Origin of the sequence: Streptomyces sp. NPDC051243 (genome assembly GCF_044455405.1) — a bacterium.
Classification (GTDB): domain Bacteria; phylum Actinomycetota; class Actinomycetes; order Streptomycetales; family Streptomycetaceae; genus Streptomyces.
Window position 1 is genome coordinate 52,095 of record NZ_JBITES010000025.1, and the last position, 22,196, is coordinate 74,290.

23 protein-coding genes are annotated in these 22,196 nt (G+C 71.1%); 11 read left to right on the forward strand and 12 right to left on the reverse strand.

The features are described from left to right. Positions 1-60: 60 nt before the first annotated feature. On the reverse strand, positions 61-1,611 hold the full coding sequence (locus ACIBAG_RS42860; protein WP_399113177.1) for a PLP-dependent aminotransferase family protein: 1,551 nt from the start codon (positions 1,609-1,611) through the stop codon (positions 61-63). Between the two features lie 47 nt (positions 1,612-1,658). Between ACIBAG_RS42860 and ACIBAG_RS42865 the strand changes: the two genes are divergently transcribed. The 3 genes from ACIBAG_RS42865 to ACIBAG_RS42875 are packed head-to-tail and all read left to right on the forward strand — an operon-like array spanning position 1,659 to position 3,183. Continuing rightward, entirely contained in the window at positions 1,659-2,174 is a 516-nt protein-coding gene (locus ACIBAG_RS42865; protein WP_399113179.1) for a carboxymuconolactone decarboxylase family protein, read from the forward strand. Positions 2,175-2,233: 59 nt separating this feature from the next. After that, positions 2,234-2,428 carry a hypothetical protein gene (locus tag ACIBAG_RS42870; protein ID WP_399113181.1) on the forward strand — a complete coding sequence of 65 codons (195 nt, stop codon included), beginning with the start codon at positions 2,234-2,236 and terminating at the stop codon, positions 2,426-2,428. Continuing rightward, complete coding sequence (locus ACIBAG_RS42875; protein WP_399113182.1) at positions 2,425-3,183, forward strand: isocitrate lyase/phosphoenolpyruvate mutase family protein; 759 nt, start codon at positions 2,425-2,427, stop codon at positions 3,181-3,183. The genes ACIBAG_RS42870 and ACIBAG_RS42875 overlap by 4 nt, the downstream gene beginning before the upstream one ends. A 3-nt stretch (positions 3,184-3,186) precedes the next feature. On the opposite strand, the gene ACIBAG_RS42880 is transcribed toward ACIBAG_RS42875, so the two are convergent. The 6 genes from ACIBAG_RS42880 to ACIBAG_RS42905 all read right to left on the reverse strand — a co-directional run bounded on the left by ACIBAG_RS42880 (position 3,187) and on the right by ACIBAG_RS42905 (position 11,075). After that, positions 3,187-4,164 carry an ABC transporter substrate-binding protein gene (locus ACIBAG_RS42880; protein WP_399113184.1) on the reverse strand — a complete coding sequence of 326 codons (978 nt, stop codon included), beginning with the start codon at positions 4,162-4,164 and terminating at the stop codon, positions 3,187-3,189. 1 nt (position 4,165) lies between these two features. After that, positions 4,166-6,112, reverse strand: a complete 1,947-nt coding sequence (locus ACIBAG_RS42885) for an ABC transporter permease (protein WP_399113186.1) — start codon at positions 6,110-6,112, stop codon at positions 4,166-4,168. Beyond that, complete coding sequence (locus ACIBAG_RS42890; RefSeq protein WP_399113188.1) at positions 6,112-7,221, reverse strand: glycine betaine/L-proline ABC transporter ATP-binding protein; 1,110 nt, start codon at positions 7,219-7,221, stop codon at positions 6,112-6,114. The genes ACIBAG_RS42885 and ACIBAG_RS42890 overlap by 1 nt, the downstream gene beginning before the upstream one ends. Further along, on the reverse strand, positions 7,221-8,750 hold the full coding sequence (locus ACIBAG_RS42895) for a GMC family oxidoreductase (RefSeq protein ID WP_399113190.1): 1,530 nt from the start codon (positions 8,748-8,750) through the stop codon (positions 7,221-7,223). Before ACIBAG_RS42895 ends, ACIBAG_RS42890 begins: the two co-directional genes overlap by 1 nt. A 61-nt stretch (positions 8,751-8,811) precedes the next feature. Continuing rightward, the gene (locus ACIBAG_RS42900; RefSeq protein WP_399113192.1) at positions 8,812-10,338 is read right to left on the reverse strand and encodes an aldehyde dehydrogenase family protein; all 1,527 of its coding nucleotides are present in this window, start codon (positions 10,336-10,338) and stop codon (positions 8,812-8,814) included. Between the two features lie 188 nt (positions 10,339-10,526). Then, positions 10,527-11,075, reverse strand: coding sequence for a DinB family protein (locus ACIBAG_RS42905; RefSeq protein ID WP_399113194.1), 549 nt, complete (start codon positions 11,073-11,075; stop codon positions 10,527-10,529). Between the two features lie 106 nt (positions 11,076-11,181). On the opposite strand from ACIBAG_RS42905, the gene ACIBAG_RS42910 reads away from it, so the two are divergent. Together ACIBAG_RS42910 and ACIBAG_RS42915 are read left to right on the forward strand one after the other, a co-directional pair. Then, positions 11,182-12,156, forward strand: a complete 975-nt coding sequence (locus ACIBAG_RS42910) for a helix-turn-helix transcriptional regulator (RefSeq protein ID WP_399113196.1) — start codon at positions 11,182-11,184, stop codon at positions 12,154-12,156. 12 nt (positions 12,157-12,168) lie between these two features. Then, positions 12,169-13,071, forward strand: coding sequence for a GNAT family N-acetyltransferase (locus tag ACIBAG_RS42915; protein ID WP_399113198.1), 903 nt, complete (start codon positions 12,169-12,171; stop codon positions 13,069-13,071). Positions 13,072-13,139: 68 nt separating this feature from the next. Here the strand turns inward: ACIBAG_RS42915 and ACIBAG_RS42920 are convergent, their stop codons facing one another. Continuing rightward, the gene (locus ACIBAG_RS42920; RefSeq protein WP_399113200.1) at positions 13,140-13,442 is read right to left on the reverse strand and encodes a putative quinol monooxygenase; all 303 of its coding nucleotides are present in this window, start codon (positions 13,440-13,442) and stop codon (positions 13,140-13,142) included. A 73-nt stretch (positions 13,443-13,515) separates the two neighbouring features. Beyond that, positions 13,516-14,403: an EamA family transporter gene (locus ACIBAG_RS42925; RefSeq protein WP_399113202.1), complete on the reverse strand. Its 888-nt coding sequence runs from the start codon at positions 14,401-14,403 to the stop codon at positions 13,516-13,518. 128 nt (positions 14,404-14,531) lie between these two features. On the opposite strand from ACIBAG_RS42925, the gene ACIBAG_RS42930 reads away from it, so the two are divergent. The 6 genes from ACIBAG_RS42930 to ACIBAG_RS42955 all read left to right on the forward strand — a co-directional run bounded on the left by ACIBAG_RS42930 (position 14,532) and on the right by ACIBAG_RS42955 (position 20,681). Then, positions 14,532-15,419: a LysR family transcriptional regulator gene (locus tag ACIBAG_RS42930; RefSeq protein WP_399113204.1), complete on the forward strand. Its 888-nt coding sequence runs from the start codon at positions 14,532-14,534 to the stop codon at positions 15,417-15,419. A gap of 363 nt (positions 15,420-15,782) precedes the next feature. Further along, a complete protein-coding gene (locus ACIBAG_RS42935; protein WP_399113205.1) occupies positions 15,783-17,297 on the forward strand; it encodes a PqqD family protein in 1,515 nt (504 codons plus the stop codon). Positions 17,298-17,300: 3 nt separating this feature from the next. Next, complete coding sequence (locus tag ACIBAG_RS42940; protein ID WP_399113207.1) at positions 17,301-18,587, forward strand: acetyl-CoA carboxylase biotin carboxylase subunit family protein; 1,287 nt, start codon at positions 17,301-17,303, stop codon at positions 18,585-18,587. Positions 18,588-18,595: 8 nt separating this feature from the next. Beyond that, entirely contained in the window at positions 18,596-19,330 is a 735-nt protein-coding gene (locus ACIBAG_RS42945; protein ID WP_399113209.1) for a class II glutamine amidotransferase, read from the forward strand. A gap of 11 nt (positions 19,331-19,341) precedes the next feature. Beyond that, positions 19,342-20,151, forward strand: coding sequence for a hypothetical protein (locus ACIBAG_RS42950; protein ID WP_399113211.1), 810 nt, complete (start codon positions 19,342-19,344; stop codon positions 20,149-20,151). After that, on the forward strand, positions 20,148-20,681 hold the full coding sequence (locus ACIBAG_RS42955) for a YbaK/EbsC family protein (RefSeq protein WP_399113212.1): 534 nt from the start codon (positions 20,148-20,150) through the stop codon (positions 20,679-20,681). The genes ACIBAG_RS42950 and ACIBAG_RS42955 overlap by 4 nt, the downstream gene beginning before the upstream one ends. Before the next feature lie 83 nt (positions 20,682-20,764). Here ACIBAG_RS42955 and ACIBAG_RS42960 read toward each other — a convergent pair whose 3' ends face one another. The 3 genes from ACIBAG_RS42960 to ACIBAG_RS42970 all read right to left on the reverse strand — a co-directional run bounded on the left by ACIBAG_RS42960 (position 20,765) and on the right by ACIBAG_RS42970 (position 22,193). Then, a complete protein-coding gene (locus tag ACIBAG_RS42960) occupies positions 20,765-21,265 on the reverse strand; it encodes a flavin reductase family protein (protein ID WP_399113214.1) in 501 nt (166 codons plus the stop codon). After that, positions 21,262-21,426: a hypothetical protein gene (locus ACIBAG_RS42965; RefSeq protein WP_399113216.1), complete on the reverse strand. Its 165-nt coding sequence runs from the start codon at positions 21,424-21,426 to the stop codon at positions 21,262-21,264. Before ACIBAG_RS42965 ends, ACIBAG_RS42960 begins: the two co-directional genes overlap by 4 nt. A gap of 203 nt (positions 21,427-21,629) precedes the next feature. Then, on the reverse strand, positions 21,630-22,193 hold the full coding sequence (locus tag ACIBAG_RS42970; RefSeq protein WP_399113218.1) for a gamma carbonic anhydrase family protein: 564 nt from the start codon (positions 22,191-22,193) through the stop codon (positions 21,630-21,632). Positions 22,194-22,196: the final 3 nt, after the last annotated feature.

The window sequence follows — 22,196 nt, forward strand, 5'->3', positions numbered from 1 at the left end:
GACGCCCAGCGCCTCACCAACCGTCTTCTGAGCCGTACGGGCCCGCTTCCGGACGAACCCTCACGGCAGCACCCTGCACAACGCCTCCAGCGCCCCCGCCCACGCGTGATCCGGCGGAGTGCCGTAGCCGACGACGAGCGCGTCCACGGGTTCTGTCCTGGCGGACTCGTGGCGGAAGAAGGTCAGGCCGTGGAGGGCCAGGCCCTGCCAGGCTGCCGCTTGAACCACTGACTGTTCCGTGCCGGGCGGGAGGCGCAGGAGGACGTGGAGACCGGCCGCGATGCCGGTGACGTCGATGTGGGGGGCGTGGGTGGCCAGGGCCCGGACCAGAGCGTCCCGTCGGCGCCGGTAGCGCAGCCGGGCGGACCGGACGTGGCGGTCGTGGGCGCCGGACGTGAGGAACTCCGCCAGGGTCAGCTGGTCCAGCGCGCCGCAGGTGTCCACATGGCCCTTCGCCGCCGTCACCTCCTCGACCAGCGTCGGCGGCAGCACCATCCAGGCGAGCCGCAGGCCCGGAGCGAGGGACTTGCTGGCCGTACCCAGGTAGACGACGTGATCGGGGTCCAGGCCCTGCAACGCGCCCACGGGCTGGCGGTCGTAGCGGAACTCGCCGTCGTAGTCGTCCTCCAGCACCAGGCCGCCGGTGCGCCGCGCCCAGTCCACCACCACCGCCCGTCGGTCGCGGTGCAGGGGCACGCCCATAGGGAACTGGTGGGCGGGGGCGAGGAGGAGTGCCGACTGGTCCGTCAACTCCCCCGGATCAGTGCCGAGTTCGTCGAACGGGAGCGGGGCCGTGGTGAGGCCCGCCGTCGTCAGTTGGTTCCAGTGCGGTGGCAGGCCGTACGACTCCACCGCCGCCGTCTGCGCCCCGCGCGCCCGCAGCACCCTGCCGAGCAGTTGCAGACCGTGCCCGAATCCCGCGCACACCACGATGCGCTCGGGGTCGGCGCGCACGCCCCGCGCGCGGGAGAGGTAACCGGCGAGGGCGGCCCGCAGTTCGACGCGGCCGCGCGGGTCGCCGTAGCCGAGAACGTCGTGCGGCGCGGCGAGGAAGGCGCGGCGGGCCGCCTTGAGCCACTCCGTGCGGGGGAAGGAGGAGAGGTCGGGGGAGCCGGGCAGCAGGTCGTAGGCGGGACGGGGGTGCTGTGGGCGGGGTGGGGCCGTGATCCGGGGCTGGCCGGGGAAGCGGGGCGACAGGGGGGCGCGGTGTGGCGCTGGGGCTCGGGGTGAGGCAGGGGCGGGGGGCACCGCGCCGTCGCGACCCGTGGACGTCACCGCGCCCTCGCCACCCGGACGGCCCCACGCGCCGTCCGCCCCGCCCGCCCCCGTCACTGCCCGGTCCGCCACCGCCCGGTCCGCCACCCGCGTCCCCGACCCCTGCCGGGCCGTGAGCCAGCCCTCGGCGACCAGGTCGGCGTAGGCCTCGGCGACCGTGTTGCGGGCGATGCCGAGGTCGGCGGAGAGGGAGCGGGAGGAGGGCAGGCGGGTGCCCGGCGCGAGGCGTCCGGTGCGGACCGCGTCGCGCAGGGCGTCGGTCAGGCCTCGGCGCAGGCCCGGACCCGTCGGTTCCAGGTGGAGGTCGACGCCCAGAGTGGCCCAAGGTTTCCGCATGAAAGTGGACCATACTCCTGGGCTGCTTCACTTCTAGGGTCGACGTCATGACGACGATCGACAGCACCGACCACACCACCGCCGTGGGGTACGCCCCCGAACGCCCCGCCCGCCTCAACTGGGCCCAGCACGCCCCCGAGGTCTACAAGGCGATGATCCGGCTCGACGCGGCCGCCCGGAAGGGGCTCGAGCCGACGCTGTACGAGCTGGTGAAGATCCGTGCCTCGCAGCTCAACCACTGTGCGTTCTGCCTGGACATGCACACCAAGGACGCGCTCGCGGCGGGCGAGAGCGTCGAGCGGATCGTGCAGCTCGCCGCGTGGGAGGAGTCGGCGCACTTCTACACCCCGAAGGAGCTCGCGGCGATCGAGCTGACGGAGGCCGTGACCGTTCTGACGGACGGGTTCGTGCCCGACGCGGTGTACGAGAGGGCCGCGGGGCACTTCGAGGAGGCCGAGCTCGCCCAGCTCATCGCCGCGATCACGGTGATCAACGCCTGGAACCGGTTCGGGGTGACCTGCCGTATGGCTCCGGGGCACTACCAGCCGGGGCAGCACCAGTGAGCACCGCCACATCGGCGAGCCCCCGTACACGGCTCCTCGACCCTGCCGTCGGGATGGCCATGTCCACGCTCAGCGCCAGCGCCAAGAAGGATCTGCTGGCCGCCCGGGAGGAGGCCGAGGGCTTCCACGAGCGTGCCGCCGCGCACTTCGGCGCCTCCGAACTCGCCCATCTCCTCGGGCTGATCGTCGCCGTCAACAATGGGAACCGGGTGATGGTCACCCGCCGCATCCCACCAGGGGGTTACACACCGTGACCGAAACCGTGACCGAGGCCACTGCCAAGGCCGCCGCCTTACGCGCGCTCCACCGCCGCCGCTCCCCCGGCGACCCGCTGGTCCTGCCCGGCCCCTGGGACGCGGCCAGCGCCCGCGTGTTCGCCGAGGCGGGGTTCCCGGCGCTCGCCACGCCCAGCGCGGGGATCGCCGCCTCCCTCGGGTACGAGGACGGGCGGACCCCGGCGGACGAGATGTTCGCGGCGGTCGCGCGGATCGTACGGTCCGTCGACGTGCCGGTGTCGGCGGACATCGAGGGCGGTTACGGGATCGCGCCGAAGGAGCTGGTGGAGCGGCTGCTGGAGGCCGGTGCCGTGGGGTGCAACCTGGAGGACTCCGAGGACGGGGCGCTCAAGGACGCCCAGGAGCACGCCGACTGGCTCGCCGAGGTACGGCACGCCGCCGCCGACCGGGTCTTCGTCAACGCCCGGATCGACACCTTCATCCGGGGCGACTCCGATCCCAAGAGGGCCGCCGAGCAGGCCATCGAGCGGGCCGCGCTGTACGTCGCCGCCGGCGCCGACTGCGTGTATCCGATCGGCGCCCCCGTCGACGTACTGCCGTTGCTGCGGTCCGGCATCCAGGGGCCGATCAATGTGCACGGCACGGTGACCGGGGGCCCTTCGCCCGCCGAACTCGGCGAACTCGGGGCCACCCGGATCACGTTCGGGCCGCAGCTCCAGCGCGCTGCCGCCGAGGCGCTCCGGGACATCACGGCCGACGCCCTCCCGAAGTGACCGTCAGGACAGCCACGCCTTCCACGTGGACTCGTGGCTGTCCACCCACTTCTTCGCGGCCTCCTGAGGCGCCATCTTCTGCTCGGCGATCATCAGGGAGACCTCGTTCTGGTCCTCGGTCGTCCACTTGAAGTTCTTCAACAGGGCCGCCGCCTCGCCGCCGTCCTTCGCGAAGTCCGCGTTGAGGTACTTCTGCAGCGGGGTGTGCGGATAGGCGCAGGCCACCTTCTCCGGGTCCGCGTCGCAGCCCTCCTTGTACGCCGGCAGCTTCACCTCGGTCATCGGGACCTTCTTGAACAGCCACTGCGGCTCGTACCAGTAGGTCAGGAAGGGCTTCTTCTCCTTGGCGAACTGCTTGATCTGGGTGATCTGGGCCGCCTCGGAACCGGCGAAGACCACCTGGTAGTTCAGGTCCAGGTTGTTCACCAGTGCCTTGTCGTTGGTGACGTAGGACGGCGAGCCGTCCATCAGCTGGCCCTTGCCGCCGCTCTCCGCGGTGCGCATCTGCTCGGCGTACTTGTTCAGGTTCTTCCAGTCGGTGACGTCCGGGTGCTCCTCGGCGAAGTACGTCGGGACGTACCAGCCGATGTGCCCGGTGACGCCGAGGTCGCCGCCGTTCACGATCGTCTTCTTGTCCTTGACGTACCGCTGCTCCTGCTCCGGATGGCCCCAGTCCTCCAGGAGCGCGTCGACCCGGCCCTGGCTGAGCGCGTCCCAGGCGGGGACCTCGTCGATCTGGACGGTGTCGACGCGGTAGCCGAGCTCCTTCTCCAGCAGGTACTGGGCGACGGCCACGTTGGCCTGCGCGCCGACCCAGGACTGCACGGACAGGGTCACGGTCTTGGCGCCCTGGGCGTTGGCGAAGGGCGACGCCTGCTTGGTCATGTCGGCGGCGCCGCAGCCGGTCAGCAGCACAAGCGACAGCGAGGACGCGCCGGCCACCACGGCAGTCGTACGGATGTGTCGGGTGCGAAGTCGCATGTCAGGCTCCCTTCTTCGCGCGGCGTGCCGTCGGCTGTGTCACCCGGTCCAGCATCAGACCGAGGCACACGATCGCCGCGCCGGCCACCAGACCGGTCGCCAGGTCGCCCTGCGCGAGGCCGAAGACGACGTCGTAGCCGAGGGCGCCTCCGCCGACCAGGCCGCCGATGATGACGACGGCGAGGACCAGGACCACGCCCTGGTTCACAGCGAGCAGCAGCGCCGGGCGGGCGAGCGGGAGCTGGACCTGCCGCAGCTGCTGGGCCGGGGTCGCGCCGAGCGAGCGGGCGGACTCCAGGGCGGCCGGGTCGACCTGGCGCAGGCCCTGGGCGGTGATGCGGACGACGGCGGGCAGGGCGTACACGACGGCCGCGGCGACGGCGGGAGCGCGGCCCACGCCGAACAGCGCCACGACCGGGATCAGGTACACGAACTGCGGCATCGTCTGGAAGACGTCCAGGACGGGCCGGAGCAGCCGCTCGAAGCGGTCGCTGCGCGCCGCCGCGATGCCGGTCGCGAAGCCCAGGACCAGGGTGACGGCGACGGCCGCCAGCACCTGGGAGAGCGTGTCGAGGGACGGCTTCCACACGCCGAGGACACCGATCGCGGCCATGGCGAGCACGGCGGTCAGCGCGGTGCGCCAGGTGCCGATCGTCCAGGCCAGCGCGGCGACGATCAGCAGAACCGCCCACCACGGCAGCCACTGCAGGCCGTCGCGCACGGGGTCGAGGGCCCAGGTGGTGAAGTGGGCCGCCCAGTCGGCGGTGCCGCCGATGACGGGGACGCCGGAGTAGAGGTGGTCGGTCATCCAGTCGACGGCGCGGTTGACGGGTTCGGCGATGTTCAGGGTCCAGGTGTCGGGCCAGTCGAGGCGGCCGGCGAGACGTCCGGCGACGGCTACGGCCACGGCGGCGGCCAGGGCGTACGCCCAGCGCGCCCGGCCGTGGGGCGCCGGCTCGTCACCGAGCCGCTCGCCCGCCGCGCCGGTCACCCGGTCCAGTACGACGGCGAGCAGCACGATCGGGATGCCGGCCGCGAGCGCGGCACCGACGTCGACCGAGGCCAGCGCCTGGTAGACGCGGTCACCGAGGCCGCCCGCGCCGATGACCGACGCGATGACCGCCATGGACAGCGCCATCATGATCGTCTGGTTGAGGCCGAGGAGGAGTTCCTTGCGGGCCAGCGGGATGCGGGCGGTCAGCAGGCGCTGGCGCGCGGTCGCGCCGAGCGACTCGACCGCCTCCAGCACCTCCTTGTCGGCGCCGCGCAGGCCGAGGGCGGTGAGGCGGGCCATCGGCGGGGCGGCGTAGACGACGGTGGCCAGGACGGCGGCGGGGACGCCGATGCCGAAGACCAGGACGACGGGGAGCAGGTAGGCGAAGGCCGGGAGCACCTGCATGGTGTCCAGGACCGGGCGCAGCATCCGGTCCATACGGCCGGACAGTCCGGCGGCGAGGCCCAGCAGCGCGCCCACGACGACCGAGGCGAGCACCGCCACGACCATCAGCGCGAGGGTCTGCATGGTCGGGATCCACATGCCGAGGAAGCCGCAGGCCAGGAACGCGACGCCGGTACCCGCGGCGAGCCGCGGGCCCGCGACGCGCCAGGCGGTCAGCGAGGCCGCCGCCGTGACGCCGGCCCACCCTGCGGCGAGCAGCACCAGGTACACGGCCCGTACACAGATCACGACCGCGTTGCTGATGTGGCCGAAGAAGTAGAGGAACAGCGGGTGGCTGTCCCGGTTGTCGATGATCCAGTCGCTGGCCTTGGTGAGCGGTTCGGAGACGTCGACGGTCAGGGCGTCCGGCCAGGTGCCGCTCGCCCAGCGGGCGTTGGCGAGCGGCACGAGGACGGCCGCCACGACGGCGAGCAACAGCAGTTTGCGGGCGGCACGGTGTTTCAGGACGCCCGGAACCGTACGCGGAGCAGTCGCGGTGATCGTGGCCATCAGACCGCCTCCTTCGCGGTCCCGGCCACCACCTCGAGCAGCGCGTCCGAGTCCACCACCCCGACGCACCGGCCCTTGTCGACGACCCGTGCCGCAGTCCCCGCCCGTGCCACCGCCTCGATCGCCTCCGACACCGTCGCGTCCGGGGCCACGGCCGGGCCGTTGCCGGCCTCGTCCGCCGAGGCGGTCCGCATCGCCGTACGGACCGTCATGACCTGTTCGCGCGGGACGTCGCGGACGAACTCGCGGACGTAGTCGTCGGCCGGGGAGCCCACGATCTCCTCGGGCGTGCCCAGCTGCACGACCCGGCCGTCGCGCATCAGCGCGATGCGGTCGCCCAGCTTCAGCGCCTCACTGAGGTCGTGGGTGATGAAGACCATCGTGCGGCCCTCCTCCCGGTGCAGGCGGACGACCTCCTCCTGCATGTCGCGCCGGATCAGCGGGTCGAGCGCGCTGAACGGCTCGTCGAAGAGCAGGACCTCGGGGTCCACCGCCAGGGCACGGGCCAGGCCCACCCGCTGGCGCTGACCGCCGGACAGCTGGCCCGGCCTGCGGTGTTCCATGCCCTCCAGGCCGACCTTGGCCACCACCTCGGCGGCCCGTTCACGGCGCTCGGCCTTGCCGACGCCCTGGATCTCCAGGCCGTAGGCCACGTTGTCGAGGACCGTGCGGTGCGGGAGCAGGCCGAAGTGCTGGAAGACCATCGCCGCGCGGTGACGGCGCAGTTCACGCAGCCGCGTCTTGTCCATGGCGCGGACGTCCTCGCCGTCGATGGCAATGGTGCCGGCCGTCGGCTCTATCAGCCGGGTCAGACAGCGCACGAGGGTGGACTTGCCGGAGCCGGACAGGCCCATCACCACGAAGACCTCGCCCTTGCGGACGTCGAAGGAGACATCACGGACCGCCGCCGTGCAGCCGGTGCGGGTGCGCAGTTCGGCGGGGGCGAGGGCGGCCAGCTCAGGGTCGGCGGGGACCCGGTGCGCCTTGGGGCCGAAGACCTTCCACAGGCCCTCCACGGAGAAGACGGGCGCGGTCGGGGGCTTCCGGGTCTCGGGCGTCGCGGGTGTCTCGGGCATCTCGGGCGTCCTGCTCTCGGTCGTCGTACTCATCACGCCTCACCTCCGATCAGGTCGACGGCCTTCTCCCCGACCATGAGCACCCCGATCATCGGGTTCACTGCGGTCATCGTCGGGAACACGGAGGCGTCGGCGATACGAATTCCGTCCAGTCCGCGGATCCGCAACTGCGGGTCGACCACGGCCAGTTCGTCGTCGGCGGCGCCCATACGGCAGGTGCCGGCCGGGTGGTACACGGTGTGCGCGACCTTGCGCGCGTACTCGCTCAGCTCCTCATCGCCCGTGACGTCGGGGCCGGGGCACACCTCGCGCTTGAGCCAGCCGGCGAGCGGTTCGGCCGTGGCTATCTCGCGGGCGATCCTGATCCCGTCGACCAGCGTCCGCGCGTCGTAGTCGTCGTCGTCGGTGAAGTAGCGGAAGTCGAGCGCGGGCTTCACGGACGGGTCCGCGCTGGTCAGGTAAAGGCGGCCGCGGCTCTTCGGCTTGGGGATGTTCGGGGTCATCGAGACGCCGAACTCCGGCCGCTGGTAGCCCAGTCGCTCCGGGTTGTCCGTGAACGGTATCTGGTAGAAGTGGAACATCAGGTCGGGGCCCTGGTGTCCGGGGTCGCGGCGCACGAACAGCCCGGCGTCCGAATCCATCGCGGAGTTCTCCGGGATCGGGCCGTGGGTCTCCCAGACGATCACCGACTCCGGGTGGTCGAGCAGGTTCTCGCCGACGCCCGGCAGGTCGTGGACGACGGGGATGCCGAGCTGCTCCAGGTCCGCCTTCGGGCCGATGCCCGAGTGCAGCAGGAGGCGGGGCGAGTCGACGGCGCCCGCGCACAGGACGACCTCGCGCCGGGCGCGGACCAGGACCTCCTCGCCGTCCTTGGTGCGGACATGCACGCCCTGCGCCCGCGTGCCGTTCAGCTCCAGCCGGTACGCCCAGGTCTCCAGCAGGATGGTGAGGTTCTCGCGCTCGTCCATCACGGGGTGCAGATACGCCACCGACGCCGAGGAGCGCTTGTTGTTCTCGGGGTGGTAGGCGAGGTCGAAGAAGCCGACGCCCTCGGTGAAGGGCTGCTTGTTGAAGCCCTCGACGCGCGGGACGCCGAGCGCGCCCTGTGCCGCGTCGACGAAGTCCCGGGCGATGGCGTTCCGGTCCTGCTCGTCGACGGGGACGATGTTGTTCTTCAGCCGCGCGTAGTACGCCTCCATCGGCACCGCGCCCCAGCCCTTGGCGCCGGCCTCCTCCCACTCGTCCCAGTCGGACGGCAGCGGCTTGAAGGCGATGAGGGTGTTGTGACTGGAACACCCGCCCAGGACGCGGGCGCGGCTGTGCCGGATGTGCGAGTTGCCGCGCGGCTGCTCGGTGGTCGGGTAGTCGTAGTCCAGCTCGCCGCCGAGCAGGCCCATCCAGCGGCGCAGGGTGAGGACGTCGTCGCGTCCGACGTCGCTGGGGCCGCCCTCGATGACGGCGACGGTGACGTCGGGGTTCTCGGTGAGACGGGAGGCGATGACGGAGCCTGCGGTGCCGCCGCCTATGACGACATAGTCGTACTCGTGGGTGTTCTCGGGCATGGGGGTGCTACTCCAAGGGGGGGTTGATCAGGGCTGACTCGGGGGTGAGGGGGGACAGGGGTCAGCCCGCGAACCAGCGCACCGGCTTCGGCGCGAGGTTCTGGTAGACGTGCTTGGTCTCGCGGTACTCGGCGAGTCCGGCGGGGCCCAGTTCGCGGCCCACGCCGCTCTTGCCGAAGCCGCCCCACTCCGCCTGCGGGAGGTAGGGGTGGAAGTCGTTGATCCAGACGGTGCCGTGGCGCAGCCGGCCCGCGACGCGCCGGGCCCGGCCCGCGTCGGCGGTCCAGACGGCGCCCGCGAGGCCGTACTCGGTGTCGTTGGCGAGGGCCACGGCCTCGTCCTCGGTGCGGAAGGTCTCGACGGTGAGGACGGGTCCGAAGACCTCCTCGCGTACGACCCTCATCTCGCGGTGGCAGTGGTCGAGGACGGTCGGCTCGTAGAAGTAGCCGTTCGCCGGCCGCTCGGGGGACGGGGCGGGGCGCTTGCCGCCGGAGCGGAGCACGGCGCCTTCCTTGAGCGCGGACTCGACGTACGCCTCGACCTTGGCGCGCTGCTGCTCGGAGACGAGCGGGCCGCACTCGACGCCGTCGGCGGTGCCGCGGCCGAGGCGGATCCTCTCGGCGCGGCGGGCGAGTTCGGCGACGAAGCGGTCGCGGACCGACTCCTCGACGATGAGGCGGGCGCCCGCCGAGCAGACCTGGCCGCTGTGGATGAAGGCGGCGTTGAGGGCCTGGTCGACGGCGGTGTCGAAGGCCTCGTCGGTGGCGCAGGCGTCGGCGAAGACGACGTTGGGGTTCTTGCCGCCGAGTTCGAGGGCGACCTTCTTGACGGTGGGCGCGGCCGCCTGGGCCACCTTCGTGCCGCTGACCAGGCCGCCGGTGAAGGAGACCAGGTCGACGTCGGGGTGCTCGGCGAGCCGGGCGCCGACGGAGTGGCCCGGGCCGGTCACGATGTTGGCGACACCGGCGGGCAGCCCCGCCTCGACGAGCAGCTCGATGAGCGCGACGGTCGTCAGCGGGGTGATCTCGCTCGGCTTGACGACGAAGGTGTTCCCGGCGGCGAGCGCGGGGGCGATCTTCCAACTGGCCTGCAGGAGAGGGTAGTTCCAGGGGGTGATCAGCGCGCAGACACCGACCGGCTCGTGTACGACGACGCTGTGGATGTCGGTCGAGCCCGCGTCGACGACCCGGCCGGGGCCCTCGGCGGCGACGAGGTCGGCGAAGTAGCGGAAGGCGTCGGCGACGCAGTCGATGTCGACCCGGCCCTCCTCGACGGTCTTGCCGGCGTCGCGGCTCTCCAGCAGGCCGAGCTTCTCGCGGTCGCGCACGAGCAGGTCGGCGACGCGGCGCAGCAGGGCGGCGCGCTCGGCGACGGGCGTCTGCGGCCACTCGCCCCGGCCGCCGTCGAAGGCACGGTGGGCGGCCGCGACGGCCAGGTCGGTGTCCTTCTCGTCACCCTCCGCGACCACGGCGAAGGGCAGGGCGTCCGCGGGGTCGAGAATCTCGCGCGTGGCGCCGGAGACGGCCGCGTGCCATTCTCCGCCCGCGTGAATCGTCTGCTCTGCCTGTCGCGCCTGCTGTCCGGTCATGATCGGTGTCGCCTTCCGTTCCTGTTCAGCGCCCCTGAGTCACACAGGTGTCACCCACGAGGACCGTCACCGCCTGCCCCGGGCCCCCGGATCGCATGCGCAATCGGCGCGGAAAGTGCGGTGCGTCACTGAAAATGCGGACGAACAGGAACAAAAAGGACCACATGAGCCCTCTACGGTGACGTCCGTCAGAAGTCGGCCGGCGGGTCCTCCCCCACCCGGCCGTCGATCGACTCGCGGATCAGGTCGGCCTGGCCGACATGGCGGGCGTACTCCTCGATGAGGTCCGCGAGGATGCGCCGCAGGCTGGGCGACTGCCCGCCCCGACCGGTGTGGTGGGCGAGCCGGTCGAGGCCGCCCTCGGCGAGAGCCTTTCGGACGTTCTCCCGGGATCGGGCGACGGCGGACTCCCACAGCGCGTAGAGCTGCTCAGGGGTGTCGTCCGCGGCCGAACGCCATTCCCAGCCGGGCTCGGCCTCCCAGTCGACGGTGTTCCAGGGCACGCCCGGATCCTCACCCAGCAGCCGCCACGCGAAGTAGTCGGCCTCCACCAGCGCCAGGTGCTTGAGCAGCCCGCCCAGCGTGATCGCCGACGGGGCGAGCCGTGCGTTCAGCCCGGCCGCGTCCAGGCCCTCGCACTTCCAGGCGAAGGTCCTGCGCTGCCGTTCCAGGGACCCGATCAGGGTGTCGACCTCGCTGCCCGCGACGGGTGGTTCCAGGGGGATGTCCTCGCTCATGCGGATCACGCTACGGTCCATTCCGGACGATCCACGACCGGAACCCACGACGGAATGCACGACCGGATTCCGTGACCGGAACCCACGACCGGAATGCTGCCCGCCCATGCCGCACGACGAGAGCCCCACCGCCCGCGCACTCCTCGCCCTGGAGCTCCTCCAGAGCAGCCCCGGCATCACCGCCGACCGCCTCGCCGCCCGCCTCGGCGTCTCCGAGCGCGCCGCCCGCCGCTATGTCGGCATCCTGCGCGAGGCCGGCATCCCGGTCGCCTCCACGCGCGGCCCCTACGGCGGCTACCACGTCGGCCGCGGTGCGCGCGTGCCGCCGCTGATGTTCACGTCGGCGGAGGCGCTGGCCCTGGTCATGGCCGTGCTGGAGGGCCATCACGACGCGGCGGACCCGGCTACCCCGGTGGGCAGCGCGCTCGGCAAGATCGTGCGGGTGCTGCCGGATCCGGTCGCGCACCCGGCGGAGGCGGTCCGCAGGGTCAGCACCCGGGGCCCGGACGCCACCGGCCCCGACCCCGCCACCACGGCGGCCCTCGTCCAGGCCGCCGCGGCCGGGCGCCAGGTGCGGCTCGACTACGACCTGGGCGCCAAGGGCGTACGCGCCATGGAGGTCGACCCATGGGCGGTCGTCGTCCACCACGGCCGCTGGTACCTGCTGTGCTGGTCGCACTTCCGGAGAGCCCGGCGCGTGCTGCGCGTCGACCGGGTCGCCGAAGTGACCGTCCTGGACGGGGCGTTCACGCCGCCCGAAGGCCTCGACCCGCTCGAAACCCTCGAGGAACACCTCGCCGAGGGCTGGTCGTACGAGGTGGAGGTGATCGTCGAGGCCCCGGCCTCGCTCGTGACCGGGTGGCTGCCCCGCAGCCTCGGCCGCCCCGAGCCCATCGACGACCGCACCACCCGCATCCTCGCCACCACCGACGAACCCGACTGGTACGCCGCACAGCTCACGGCGATCCGGGCGCCGTTCCGGATCATCGGGCCGCGCGAGCTGCGGGAGGCGGCACGTGCGCTGGGTCAGCGCCTCACGGAAGCGGCGCGGGGCATGGACCAGGACGGGACCTTTGACTAAAGTCAAAGAAATATGGAGCCAGTATCCACGGAGCACGTGACGGCCTTCCGCCGCTTCAACCGCTACTTCACGCGCCGCATCGGCGTACTGGACGACCACTACCTCGGCCAGAACCGCCCGCTGGGCGAGGCCCGGCTGCTGTTCGAGGTCTCCGAGTTCCCGGAGGGTGCGTCGCTGCGCGAACTCAGGAGCCGGCTCGGCCTGGACGCCGGGTACCTGAGCCGGATGGCGAAGGCGCTCCAGGCTCAGGGCATGGTCCGGCTGAGCACCCACCCGCGGGACAGCCGGCTGCGCATGATCGAGCTGACCACGGCCGGGCGCGTGGAGGTGAAGGAACAGAACCGGCGGGCGAGCGCGGTCGCCGCCGGGCTCCTCGAACGGCTCAGCGAACCGCAACGCGCCGAACTGACCGAGGCACTGGCCACCACCCGGCGCCTGCTGCGCCTCGCGGCCATCACCGTCGACCTGGTCGACGGCGCCGCACCGGACGCCCGGGCCTGCCTGGACGCGTACGCGGCCGACATCGACGAGCGGTTCCCCGAAGGCTTCGACAAGAGCGACCTCGTGCGGCCCGAGGAGGTGTCCGGCGACGTCGGCGCGTTCTTCGTGGCCCGCGAGGAAGGCCACCCCGTGGGCTGCGGGGCGCTACGGCGCCTGGAACCCGGCGTCGGCGAGATCCGCCACGTCTGGGTGCATCCCGAGGCCCGCCGCCTGGGTCTCGCCCGCCGCCTCCTCGACGCCCTCGAACGCGAGGCGGCCGCGCGGGACCTGACCGTCGTACGCCTCGACACCCATGCCTCGCTCACCGAGGCGCAGGCGATGTACCGGGCGTGCGGGTACACGGAGATCCCGGCGTACGTCGACCACGTCTACGCCCACCACTGGTTCGAGAAGCGCCTGCCACCGACCCGCTGAACCGCACCCCCCCCAGGCGGTACGCCCCCGCTTCCTGCGCGGGAGAACGCGTTGATCTCCGGACGCGGTCAGGCCAGGGGCTCGGCCGCGATCTCGATGATCTCCGGGGGGCCCGCCCGGAACGCCGGGCTGGCCGCGTCGGCCTCGATCATGTGCGGGGTGGCGTCGTGCACGGCGAGCGCTTCCCTCGACGCCCACCGCTCGATGAGGACGAAGCGGTCGGGCTCCCCGCTCACCTGGTGCATGTCGTACCGCAGGCATCCCGGTTCGGCTCGCACGATCGGCGCGAGTCGCTCGAACGCGGCTACCTGTTCCCGGCCTCGGCCCGGCAGGGTGGTGATCAGAAGCACGAGTTGGATCGGTTGCGACATGCGAGGAAGCCTATCCAGAGCTGTGACCGGGCGCGCTCGCCCGGCGGGTGAACAAGCCGCGCGGGAGCGGCAGTTACGTGGACTTCTGCGACAACTGGGGCAGCGGCACGGCCGGTTCGGCGGTCGGGCGTTTGCGGTCGAGCCGGAGCATGCCCGTCAGGATGCCCGCGACCACCAGCACCGAGGCGAACAGCGTCGTGGGCGTGACGCGCTCGCCCTGGTAGGCCCACGCCGTCAGGATGCCGAAGACCGGCACGAACAGGGAGAAGGGAGCAACCGTCGGGGCGCTGTACGTACGCAGCAAATAACCCCACGCCGCGTAGCCGAACAGGGTCGCGATCCAGGCGACGTACACGGCGGCGGCGATACCGGACAGGCCCAGCTCCCGCAGTGCGTTCAGATCACGGTGCACACCCTCGACGGGGAGGGAGATCAGCGCCAGCGGGAGCGGCGGCACCACACTGACCCACACCATGAACCGGAACATGTCGGGCGGGCTCGCCTTACGCATCGCGATGTTGGACAGGCCCCAGCACGCCGCGGCCCCGACCACGAGCAGGAAGCCCGAGATCGGCCAGGCATCACCGGATTCCACGGCCACCAGCACCATGCCCGTGGCCGCGATGAGCATGCCCGCCATCTGAACTCCGCGAGGCTTTTCCTTGAGAAGTACTCCCGCGAAAATCATGGTGAATACGGCCTGTCCCTGCAGGACGAGCGAGGCGAGGCCGGGCGGCATTCCGATGTGCATGCCGATGAACAACAGGCTGAACTTCATGATCCCCAGGGCGACACCGACGGCGATCACCCACCGCCAGGGCACCTGGGGCCGCCCGACGAAAAACACGGCCGGCACCGCAGCGAGCAGGAATCGCACCGCGGAGAACAGCAGCGGTGGGAACTCCTGCAGGCCGATGTCGATGACGACGAAGTTGACTCCCCAGATTGCCGCGACCAGCAAGGCCAATGCGGTATGGGCAGGCTTCACCGGATCTCCCGTGTTGGTGTGGCGTACAGAGATCCATCAGACCAGGAGTCATGAGGCATGCCCAGCGCGAGTTGCTAATGGGGGAGCATTAGCATCTCTTCATGTTCGATCTCGGCCGCCTGCGGGCGTTGAACGCCATAGCCGCCCACGGCACCATCGCCAAGGCCGCCGCGGCCCTGGGCTACACGCCCTCGGCGGTGTCGCAGCAGATCGCCAAGCTGGAGCGCGAGGCCCGCACCGACCTGCTGGACCGGCAGGCCGGCAAGGTGACTCTGACTCCGGCGGGGCGCGTGCTCGCCCAGGCGGCCGTCGAGGTGATCGCGGTCCTGGAACGGGCCGAAGCGGACCTGGAGGAGCAGCGCGGGCTGCCCCGCGGCGAGCTGGTCCTGGCGGCGTTCCCCACCGCATGCCGGGGCTTCGTGGCGTCGGCCATGGCCGAACTCGCCGGGCTCTACGACGGTTTGGAGTGCCGGCTCATCGAAATCGATCCCACCCGCGCGCTCACGCTGGTGGTGCAGGGAGAGGTGGACCTCGCCGTGGTCCACGACTGGGACAACGCCCCGCTGACCATGCCTCCTTCGCTGACCGAGGCCCGCATCGGCGAGGACCTCGCGGACATCGTGCTGCCCGGCGGCCACGGCCTGGCGAGCCGGGAGGCACTGACCCCCGATGACCTCCTGAAGGAGCGGTGGATCAGCCAGGGGCCCGGCTCGATGTGCCATCGGTGGCTGATGGAGACGTTCGACGCCCGCGTCGGCATCGCGTATCAAGTCGAGGAGTACGAGTCGCAGTTGGCGCTCCTGAGGGCCGGTCTCGGGGTAGCGATGCTGCCCAGGCTCGGCCGGGCCGTGCTGCCCCCGGGCGTGCGGGCCGTGCCGCTGCGGCCCGCCCCGTCGCGGCAGATCTCCGCGGTGTGGCGGCGCAGGTCGGGTCAGCGGCCGTCGATCCTGGCCGCGCTGGAAGCGCTGCGCTCCCACTGGCCGGGATAGCACCCGGCGCGGCCAATCGCACGGTTTCACATCCTGAGATGAGCTGTTGACATGATCCCGACGTATACCCAACAGTGATCCGTGATCTTTAATCCGTAAACCGGATGGAGAGCGAACGGGGGGAATTGCGTGCCACTTCGGGAAGTCGCGCGCCAACACTGACGCCGTACGAACTCGGTGTCCATTCATGTCAGTGCGCTCCTGCCATAGGAGCGTCTTTCAGCTGACCTTTTCCAGGTTTCAATGGCCGCTGCCTGGACGCGTTTTCACTACGTTTCGACACTGTCAAGTCCCGCTTTTCCCTGCCCGAAACTCCCGATCTCCACCCGGCACACAGGGCTCTGATGAGAGGAACCACTGACGATGACTTTAGGTGCGTTTGAGCAGCCGCTGACGGATTCCAGTCAGCGGCGGGCGCACGCCCTGCGCGACCTGCGCGAGGTGCTCTCCTCGGAAAACTACGAGGGCGCCGTGCGCTGCGCCGTCCGTCTGCACTCGGAACTGCCGGACAAGACCCGCCTGGAGCGCAATGTCGTCCTGGTCGCCTACGGCGGCGGCAAGGACAGCTCGTACACCCTGGCGTTCGTCAGGACGATGCAGCTCATCCTCTTCCGGATCCACGGCTCGACCTTCCGCATGCGGGTGGCCACCAACCGCCACGCCGGGATGCCGCGTGCGGTGATGGAGAACATCGACCGCGCCTACCGTGCCCTGGGGCTGTTCGACGACCCGGAGTGTGAGCTTCTCCTCATCGACGGCCAACAGATCAAGACCTTCGACGTCGACGAGCCGCAGGCGGCCGATGTCGTGGAGCGCAACCGGCTCGACATCCTGATGACCGGCCACCGCACCGCCGGGGACGCGCGGCCGACCTTCTGCAACGCCTGCAACCTGTCCATGGTGAACTCCTTCGGCCTCGCCGCCGGCTTCGACGGTGGCGTGGACCTGATCATCACCGGAGACTCCAGGCAGGAGCAGCGCGACTACTACCTCTGGGTCTCCCGGCTCGCCCGCAGATTCGGGCTGCAGCCCGGGCCCGAGGAGCGCCAGGGCTTCAAGGGCTTCCTGACCGCACTGAACAACATCTCCCAGGCCTACTTCACCGACATCCACGGCGACGCGGCGACCGACCTCGTCGCCGAGCACGCGATCACCACCGATGTCCGCACCGGACTGCAGTTCTTCTCCATCTACGACGACACCGCCTACGCCTCGGGTGACCATTGGGAGCTCCTCACCGAGTTCCTCGGCTTCACCTTCGACGACATCGCCTTCAGTTTCACCGAGTCCGACTGCGGCAACCCCGCCCTGATGGCGCACCTGCGCGCCCTCAAGGCCGAGCGGTGCCACGGCCGTACATACGCCGAAGGCCTGAGCGAGTACGTCGAGTTCGCGATCTCGCTCATGCACAAGAAGGAGTTTCCGCCCCAGCTCGTCGCCCTGATGCGCGAGCGCTACGAGGGCGAGGGCGCCGCCCGGCGCATGCGGTCGGCCATGGACGCCTATGCGATGGAGGCGTACGGCCTGACCGAGGAGCAGCTCGTGACCATGGTCCACGCCCCCTTCACCGAGAAGGGTGTGCGCCTGGAGGAGTACCTCCGCACCGAGCAGCCCGGGCTCTCCGCCGAAGCCGTGCACGCCCTGCTCCGCGGCTCCGCGCAGGACGCCGTACTGACCGCGCGTCTGGAGCGGCTCAGCGGCCTGACGGTCGAGCAGTTGCGGGTGCTGTACGGGAGTTCGCTGCGGCTGCCCACGCTCACGCCGAGCAGCGGCGAACTCATCGACTCGATCCTCGACGGAGACCCGCACAAACAGGTCATCCAGACCCGGCACGCGGCGGACGGCCCGGTCGTCTCCGAACTGCTGTCCGGGCGGTGACCGATGCCCACTGACAGCCGACCTCCCCTGGCGGGGGCAGACTTCGTCCAGCTGGGCGCGACCCGCGACGGCCTGGACCCGTATCTGGACTGTGCCCGCCGCCGCGGCCTGCGGACCGTGCTGGTGGAGACCGCGGCGTATCTGCGCTGGCGCGCGCTGCTCGGCCGCCGACCGTTCGACGTGGAGCTCGCCGTCGAGCAGCCGCAGGACCCCGAGCAGGTGCGGGCCGCCCTCGACACAGCGGGCGTCCGGCCCTGCCTTCTTCTCGCCGGGTTCGAGCGGTACGTCTACTCGGCCTTCGACGTGGCGCGTGCCCTGCGCGTGACGCCCTGGCCGTACGCGGGTGAGAGCTTCCGTCCGCCGGACAAGGCTCAGCAGCGTGCCGCGCTGGAGCGCCGTGCGCCCTCGGTGCGCCAGCCCCGGTTCGTCACGCTCGGGGCACACGACGTGGTGCAGGCCGACGCTCTCGGGTACCCCCAGGTCGTCAAGCCGGTCGACGGCGGCGGCGGCCTGGGCGTGACCCTGGTCGACGGCCCGGCCGCGCTGCGCCGGGCCCTGGCGGACATCCGCGCCACTCTCAACTACGGCGGCGGCGCGTTCGGGGCCGTCATGGCGGAGGAATTCGTCAAGGGGCCCGAGGTCTCCCTGCAGGGCGTCGCGGTCGGTGGCCGGGCCCTCCTGCTGAGCGTGTGCGAGAAGATCACCGCGCTCGAATCGGTTCCGGGCGCCCCCGAGCTGACCGGTTTCCGCGAAGTGGGCCACATCGCGACCCACGGCGGCGGCGCGGACGACGCCCTGCGGGAGCTGGCCGACCGGAGCCTGAACGCGGTCGGATACGCGGAGGGCCCCTTCCACATCGACGTCCTGCAGGGGCCCGACGGGCCCGTCTTCGTGGAGATGGGCTTCCGGCTCTCCGGCGGTGGGCTGGTGGCGCTCGTCGAGCGGGCGACCGGAATCCAGTGGGCCGAGCTGGTCTTCCGGACTCACCTGGACCGGCAGCACCCTTCGCTGCCCGATGCCTCCGGGCGGGCGGCCGGTCAGGTCTCCGTCGTGTCGGACGAGGAGCTGCGGGCCGGACAGGCCCTGGCCGCGTCGGACGCCGGCATCGAGACGCTCCCCGCCCCGCATCCACCGTCGCCTGACCGACTGACGTCGGCCGAGCGCGAGTTGCTCGCCTCGGACCTGGCGCGGCACACCGGGGCCAAGGGCCGGGTCATCGCCGTGGGCGACGGCGCGACGCACGTCCGCTCCCTGCTGCAACCGCTCGTCGCCCCACGATTGCGAGGCTGATTCCCGCCATGTGCCGTCTCATCCTGGCTCAGGGCCGCTTCGAGTCCCGGGCCGTCCTGGACGCCGCCGTCGCCATGAGCTGCGGCCGCACCGCAGACCACGACGGGCCCACCGACGTCCACCCCAACGGCTGGGGCGCGGTGTGGCGCGACGCCGGCGCCGTCAACGGTCTCGGGGTGCACCGCGACGTACGCCCCCTCTCGGAGAGCTGGCAGGAGTCGCCGGTCCCGGACCTGACGACCGACTTCCTCGCGATCCACGCACGTCACGCGACCCTGCCCCAGAACCACGGGATCCAGTTCACCCACCCGCTGCACCGGGAGGACGAACTCCCCTGGTACTTCATGCACAACGGGTTCCTGCCCACCGTGCACAGCCTGCTCGGCATGGAGTCCTCCGCGTTCGACTCGCGTGAGTACTTCGACTACGTGATCCCCGCCGGTGCCGACACCCTCGACGCACAGCGGACCCGTCAGCTGCTGGACGCGATCCCGCCCGGCGGCAGTTCGGGAAACGCCATCGCCGTGAACCCGCGGGCGGCGTACGTCATCCACTGGACGTCCCCGCCGAACAAGTCGCCGCGCTACTTCACCATGCAGCGGCTGCGGACCCCCGACCTGACGGTGATCTCGTCCGAGGTGATTCCCGACCTCGCGCCGGCCGACCAGTGGGAACCGCTGGAGCCCGGGACCGTCGAGGCGTTCAGCCTCATCCCCGCCCAGACCCAGCTCTCGTACCTGTGAAGGAGTTCATCATGACAGGCACCACATCCTGGTCGCGGATCGTCGTCGACGCCGGCACCGAGCGGCCGGACGCGGGGCTGCTGCGCCGACTCGCCGACGGCGAGGTGGCCGTCATCGTCCTGCGGAACCTGCTGCCCGACGAGGTCTTCACGGAGAACCTCGAGAAGGTCGGCAAGCTCTTCGCCAACGCCTCCACGACCGCGTACGCCAATGGCAGCCTGACCACCATCGGCCCCTACCTCGCCAAGTACCTGGCGGAGCCCGCGGCCTACTTCGCCGAGGCCCAGCAGGCCAAGGCGATGCTGGAGGAGGCCGGCTTCGATCTGAGCGAGCGGGTCCGGTCCGCACTGCGGGACGCCCTCCGGCTCAGGTCCATGGAACCGGCCCGGGAGCCGGACGGCACCGAGTACGCCGCCTCGGTCGTCCGCATCCACGCCGACGGCGTGCGCAACCCCCTGCACAACGACAACATCATGCGGGACGCACAGGGCACCGGCCTGGCACTCGCCGGACTCACCCACCAGCTGAGCTGCGTGGTGTGCCTCCAGGAATGCGACGAGGGCGGCGAGCTGCGGACGTACCAGCGCGCCTGGGAGCCGGCCGACGAGCAGTACAAGATCCCCGGCGGTCTCGGCTACGACGAGGCCGTGGTGGAGGGCCACCCCTGCCACGAGTTCAAGCCGCAGGCCGGGGACGTCTACCTCATCAACCCGACCCGCTACCACTCCATTGAACGGGTCGGCGGCTCGGACCGGCTGACGATGGGCTTCTTCTTCGGTTTCGCCGACGACGAGCTGGATTCCGCGGTGGTCTGGGGATGAGTGACACCCTTGCTCAGCCGCAGGCGGCCGACGACACCATGCGCGCCCGTCTCCTCGACCTGCTCACCCGCCACAAAGCCCGCTTCCGGCTGATCGAGCACGCGCCCGAGGGACGGACCGACGTGGTCAGTGCGATGCGCGGGCACCGGACGGAGCAGGCGGCCAAGTGCATCGTCGTACGAGTGAAGGCGACCAAGAAGCACTCCCGCTACGTGCTCGCCGTCGTACCCGGTGACCGGCGCGTCGACCTCGGCAGGATCCAGGAGTTGTGGGCGGCACGGAACGTGTCCTTCGCCGACCGCGCCACCGCCGAGCGGCTGTCCGGCTGCGTCAGCGGCTCCATCGTGCCCTTCAGCTTCGACCCGGCCCTGGAACTGGTCGTCGACCCGGCTCTGCTGGAGCACGAGGAGATCTTCTTCAACGCGGCGGACCTGGCCTTGTCCGTGGCCCTCGACGTGCACGACTACGTGCGGATCGCCGAGCCCCGCACGGAGACGATCGGAGAGCGCGCCGAAGCCGCGCCGGCCTGACGCCCCCGAGCCCAAGAGCCAGGCCCCGTCAGCGTGCTGACGGGGCCTGGCTCTTCGTCGGGTGGGGTGGCCGGCTCTTTCGCTCAGTGCGGCAGGTGGGTCCCGAAGCTGCGCCGGTAGTAGACCAAGGGCGCCCTGTCCCCCGTGGCTTCGGCCTCCGCGGCGTCAACGCGGCCGAGGACGACGACGTGGTCTCCGCCGTCCACCAGATCGGCCACGGTCGACGCTATCCAGGCGGCGGCCCGGGAGATGCGCGGGAGGCCGTCGTCGATGGTCCAGGACGTGCCGAGGAACTTGTCGAGGCCGTCCCTCGCGGCGAAGGACATCGCCAGGTCGGCCTGGTCGGCGCCGAGTACGTTGAGACCGAAGCGACCGGACTCGCGGATCGCCTCCAGAGTTCTCGATCTCCGGTCCAGACTGACCAGGACCATGGCCGGAGTCAGCGACAGCGATGCGAAGGCGCTGACGGTCGCCCCGCGGGGCGCGGTGTCGTAGGGCATTGCGGTCACGATGGACACGGGTGTGGCCACGCAGGCCATGACGTCCTTGAACGCGCCCTGCAACGCTGTCTCGGTGATGTTCATCGAAGCTCCAGCTCCTTGACGAGATCGAGCAGAGGTGCTGGTTCCGTCAGGAGGTACATGTGTCCACCGGGAACCTTGAGCTGTGAGAAATGCCGCGTCGTCAGCGAGGCCCAGCCGGTCATGACCTCGGGTTCCAGCGGCCGGTCCGGCTCGGCCGACACGCAGTCCCCATCGGTCGGGAGCGGCCGTGGAGCCGGCGAGGTCGCCCCGAGTCGGACGTCCGTCGGCGGAGAGAGGGCGTCCGCCCAGCCACGGGGGGCGGACATGCCGCCGCCCGTGTGAGGGAAACAGACGAGTGCGCACCGGTGGCCGGAGCCGTATCGCCGCAACAGCCGGGTGTCCGTCGGTCCGGCGGGCGGGCTCATCAGGTGCCGGTCCGCGTCCCGGACCGCTCACCACCCGGTACGGCGACCGGGCGCAGACCCGTGCGGTACTGCGCGGCAAGCTCCCGGTATTCGGCGGCCGTCTCGTCGAGCACCGCCACATCACTGGCGCTCAGTGTCATCAGGACGGATGCGGGAGAGCCCGCGATCAGGCTCCGGGACGGATACACGGGGCCGGCGCTGAGCACCACGCCCGCTGAGACCCGTGAACTCGCGCCGACCGCGACCCCGTTCAGCAGGATCGCGCCGATTCCGATGACGGATCCGTCGCCGACCGAGCAACCGTGCAGCAGCGCACCGTGGGCGACTGTGACGTCCCGCCCGATGGTCAGCGGATAGTCGGGGTCCGAGTGCAGCATCGCGTGGTCCTGGATGTTCGAGCCGGGGCCTATGCGCACGCTGCCCTTGTCCCCGCGGATGGTCACGCCCGGCCACAGGCTGACGTCCGCCTCGATCTCGACGTCTCCGATCAGCACGACGTCGTCGAACGCGTAGACGCTCGGATGAACACGTGGGCCGACGCCCTGGAAGCTGTATGTCCTCATGGG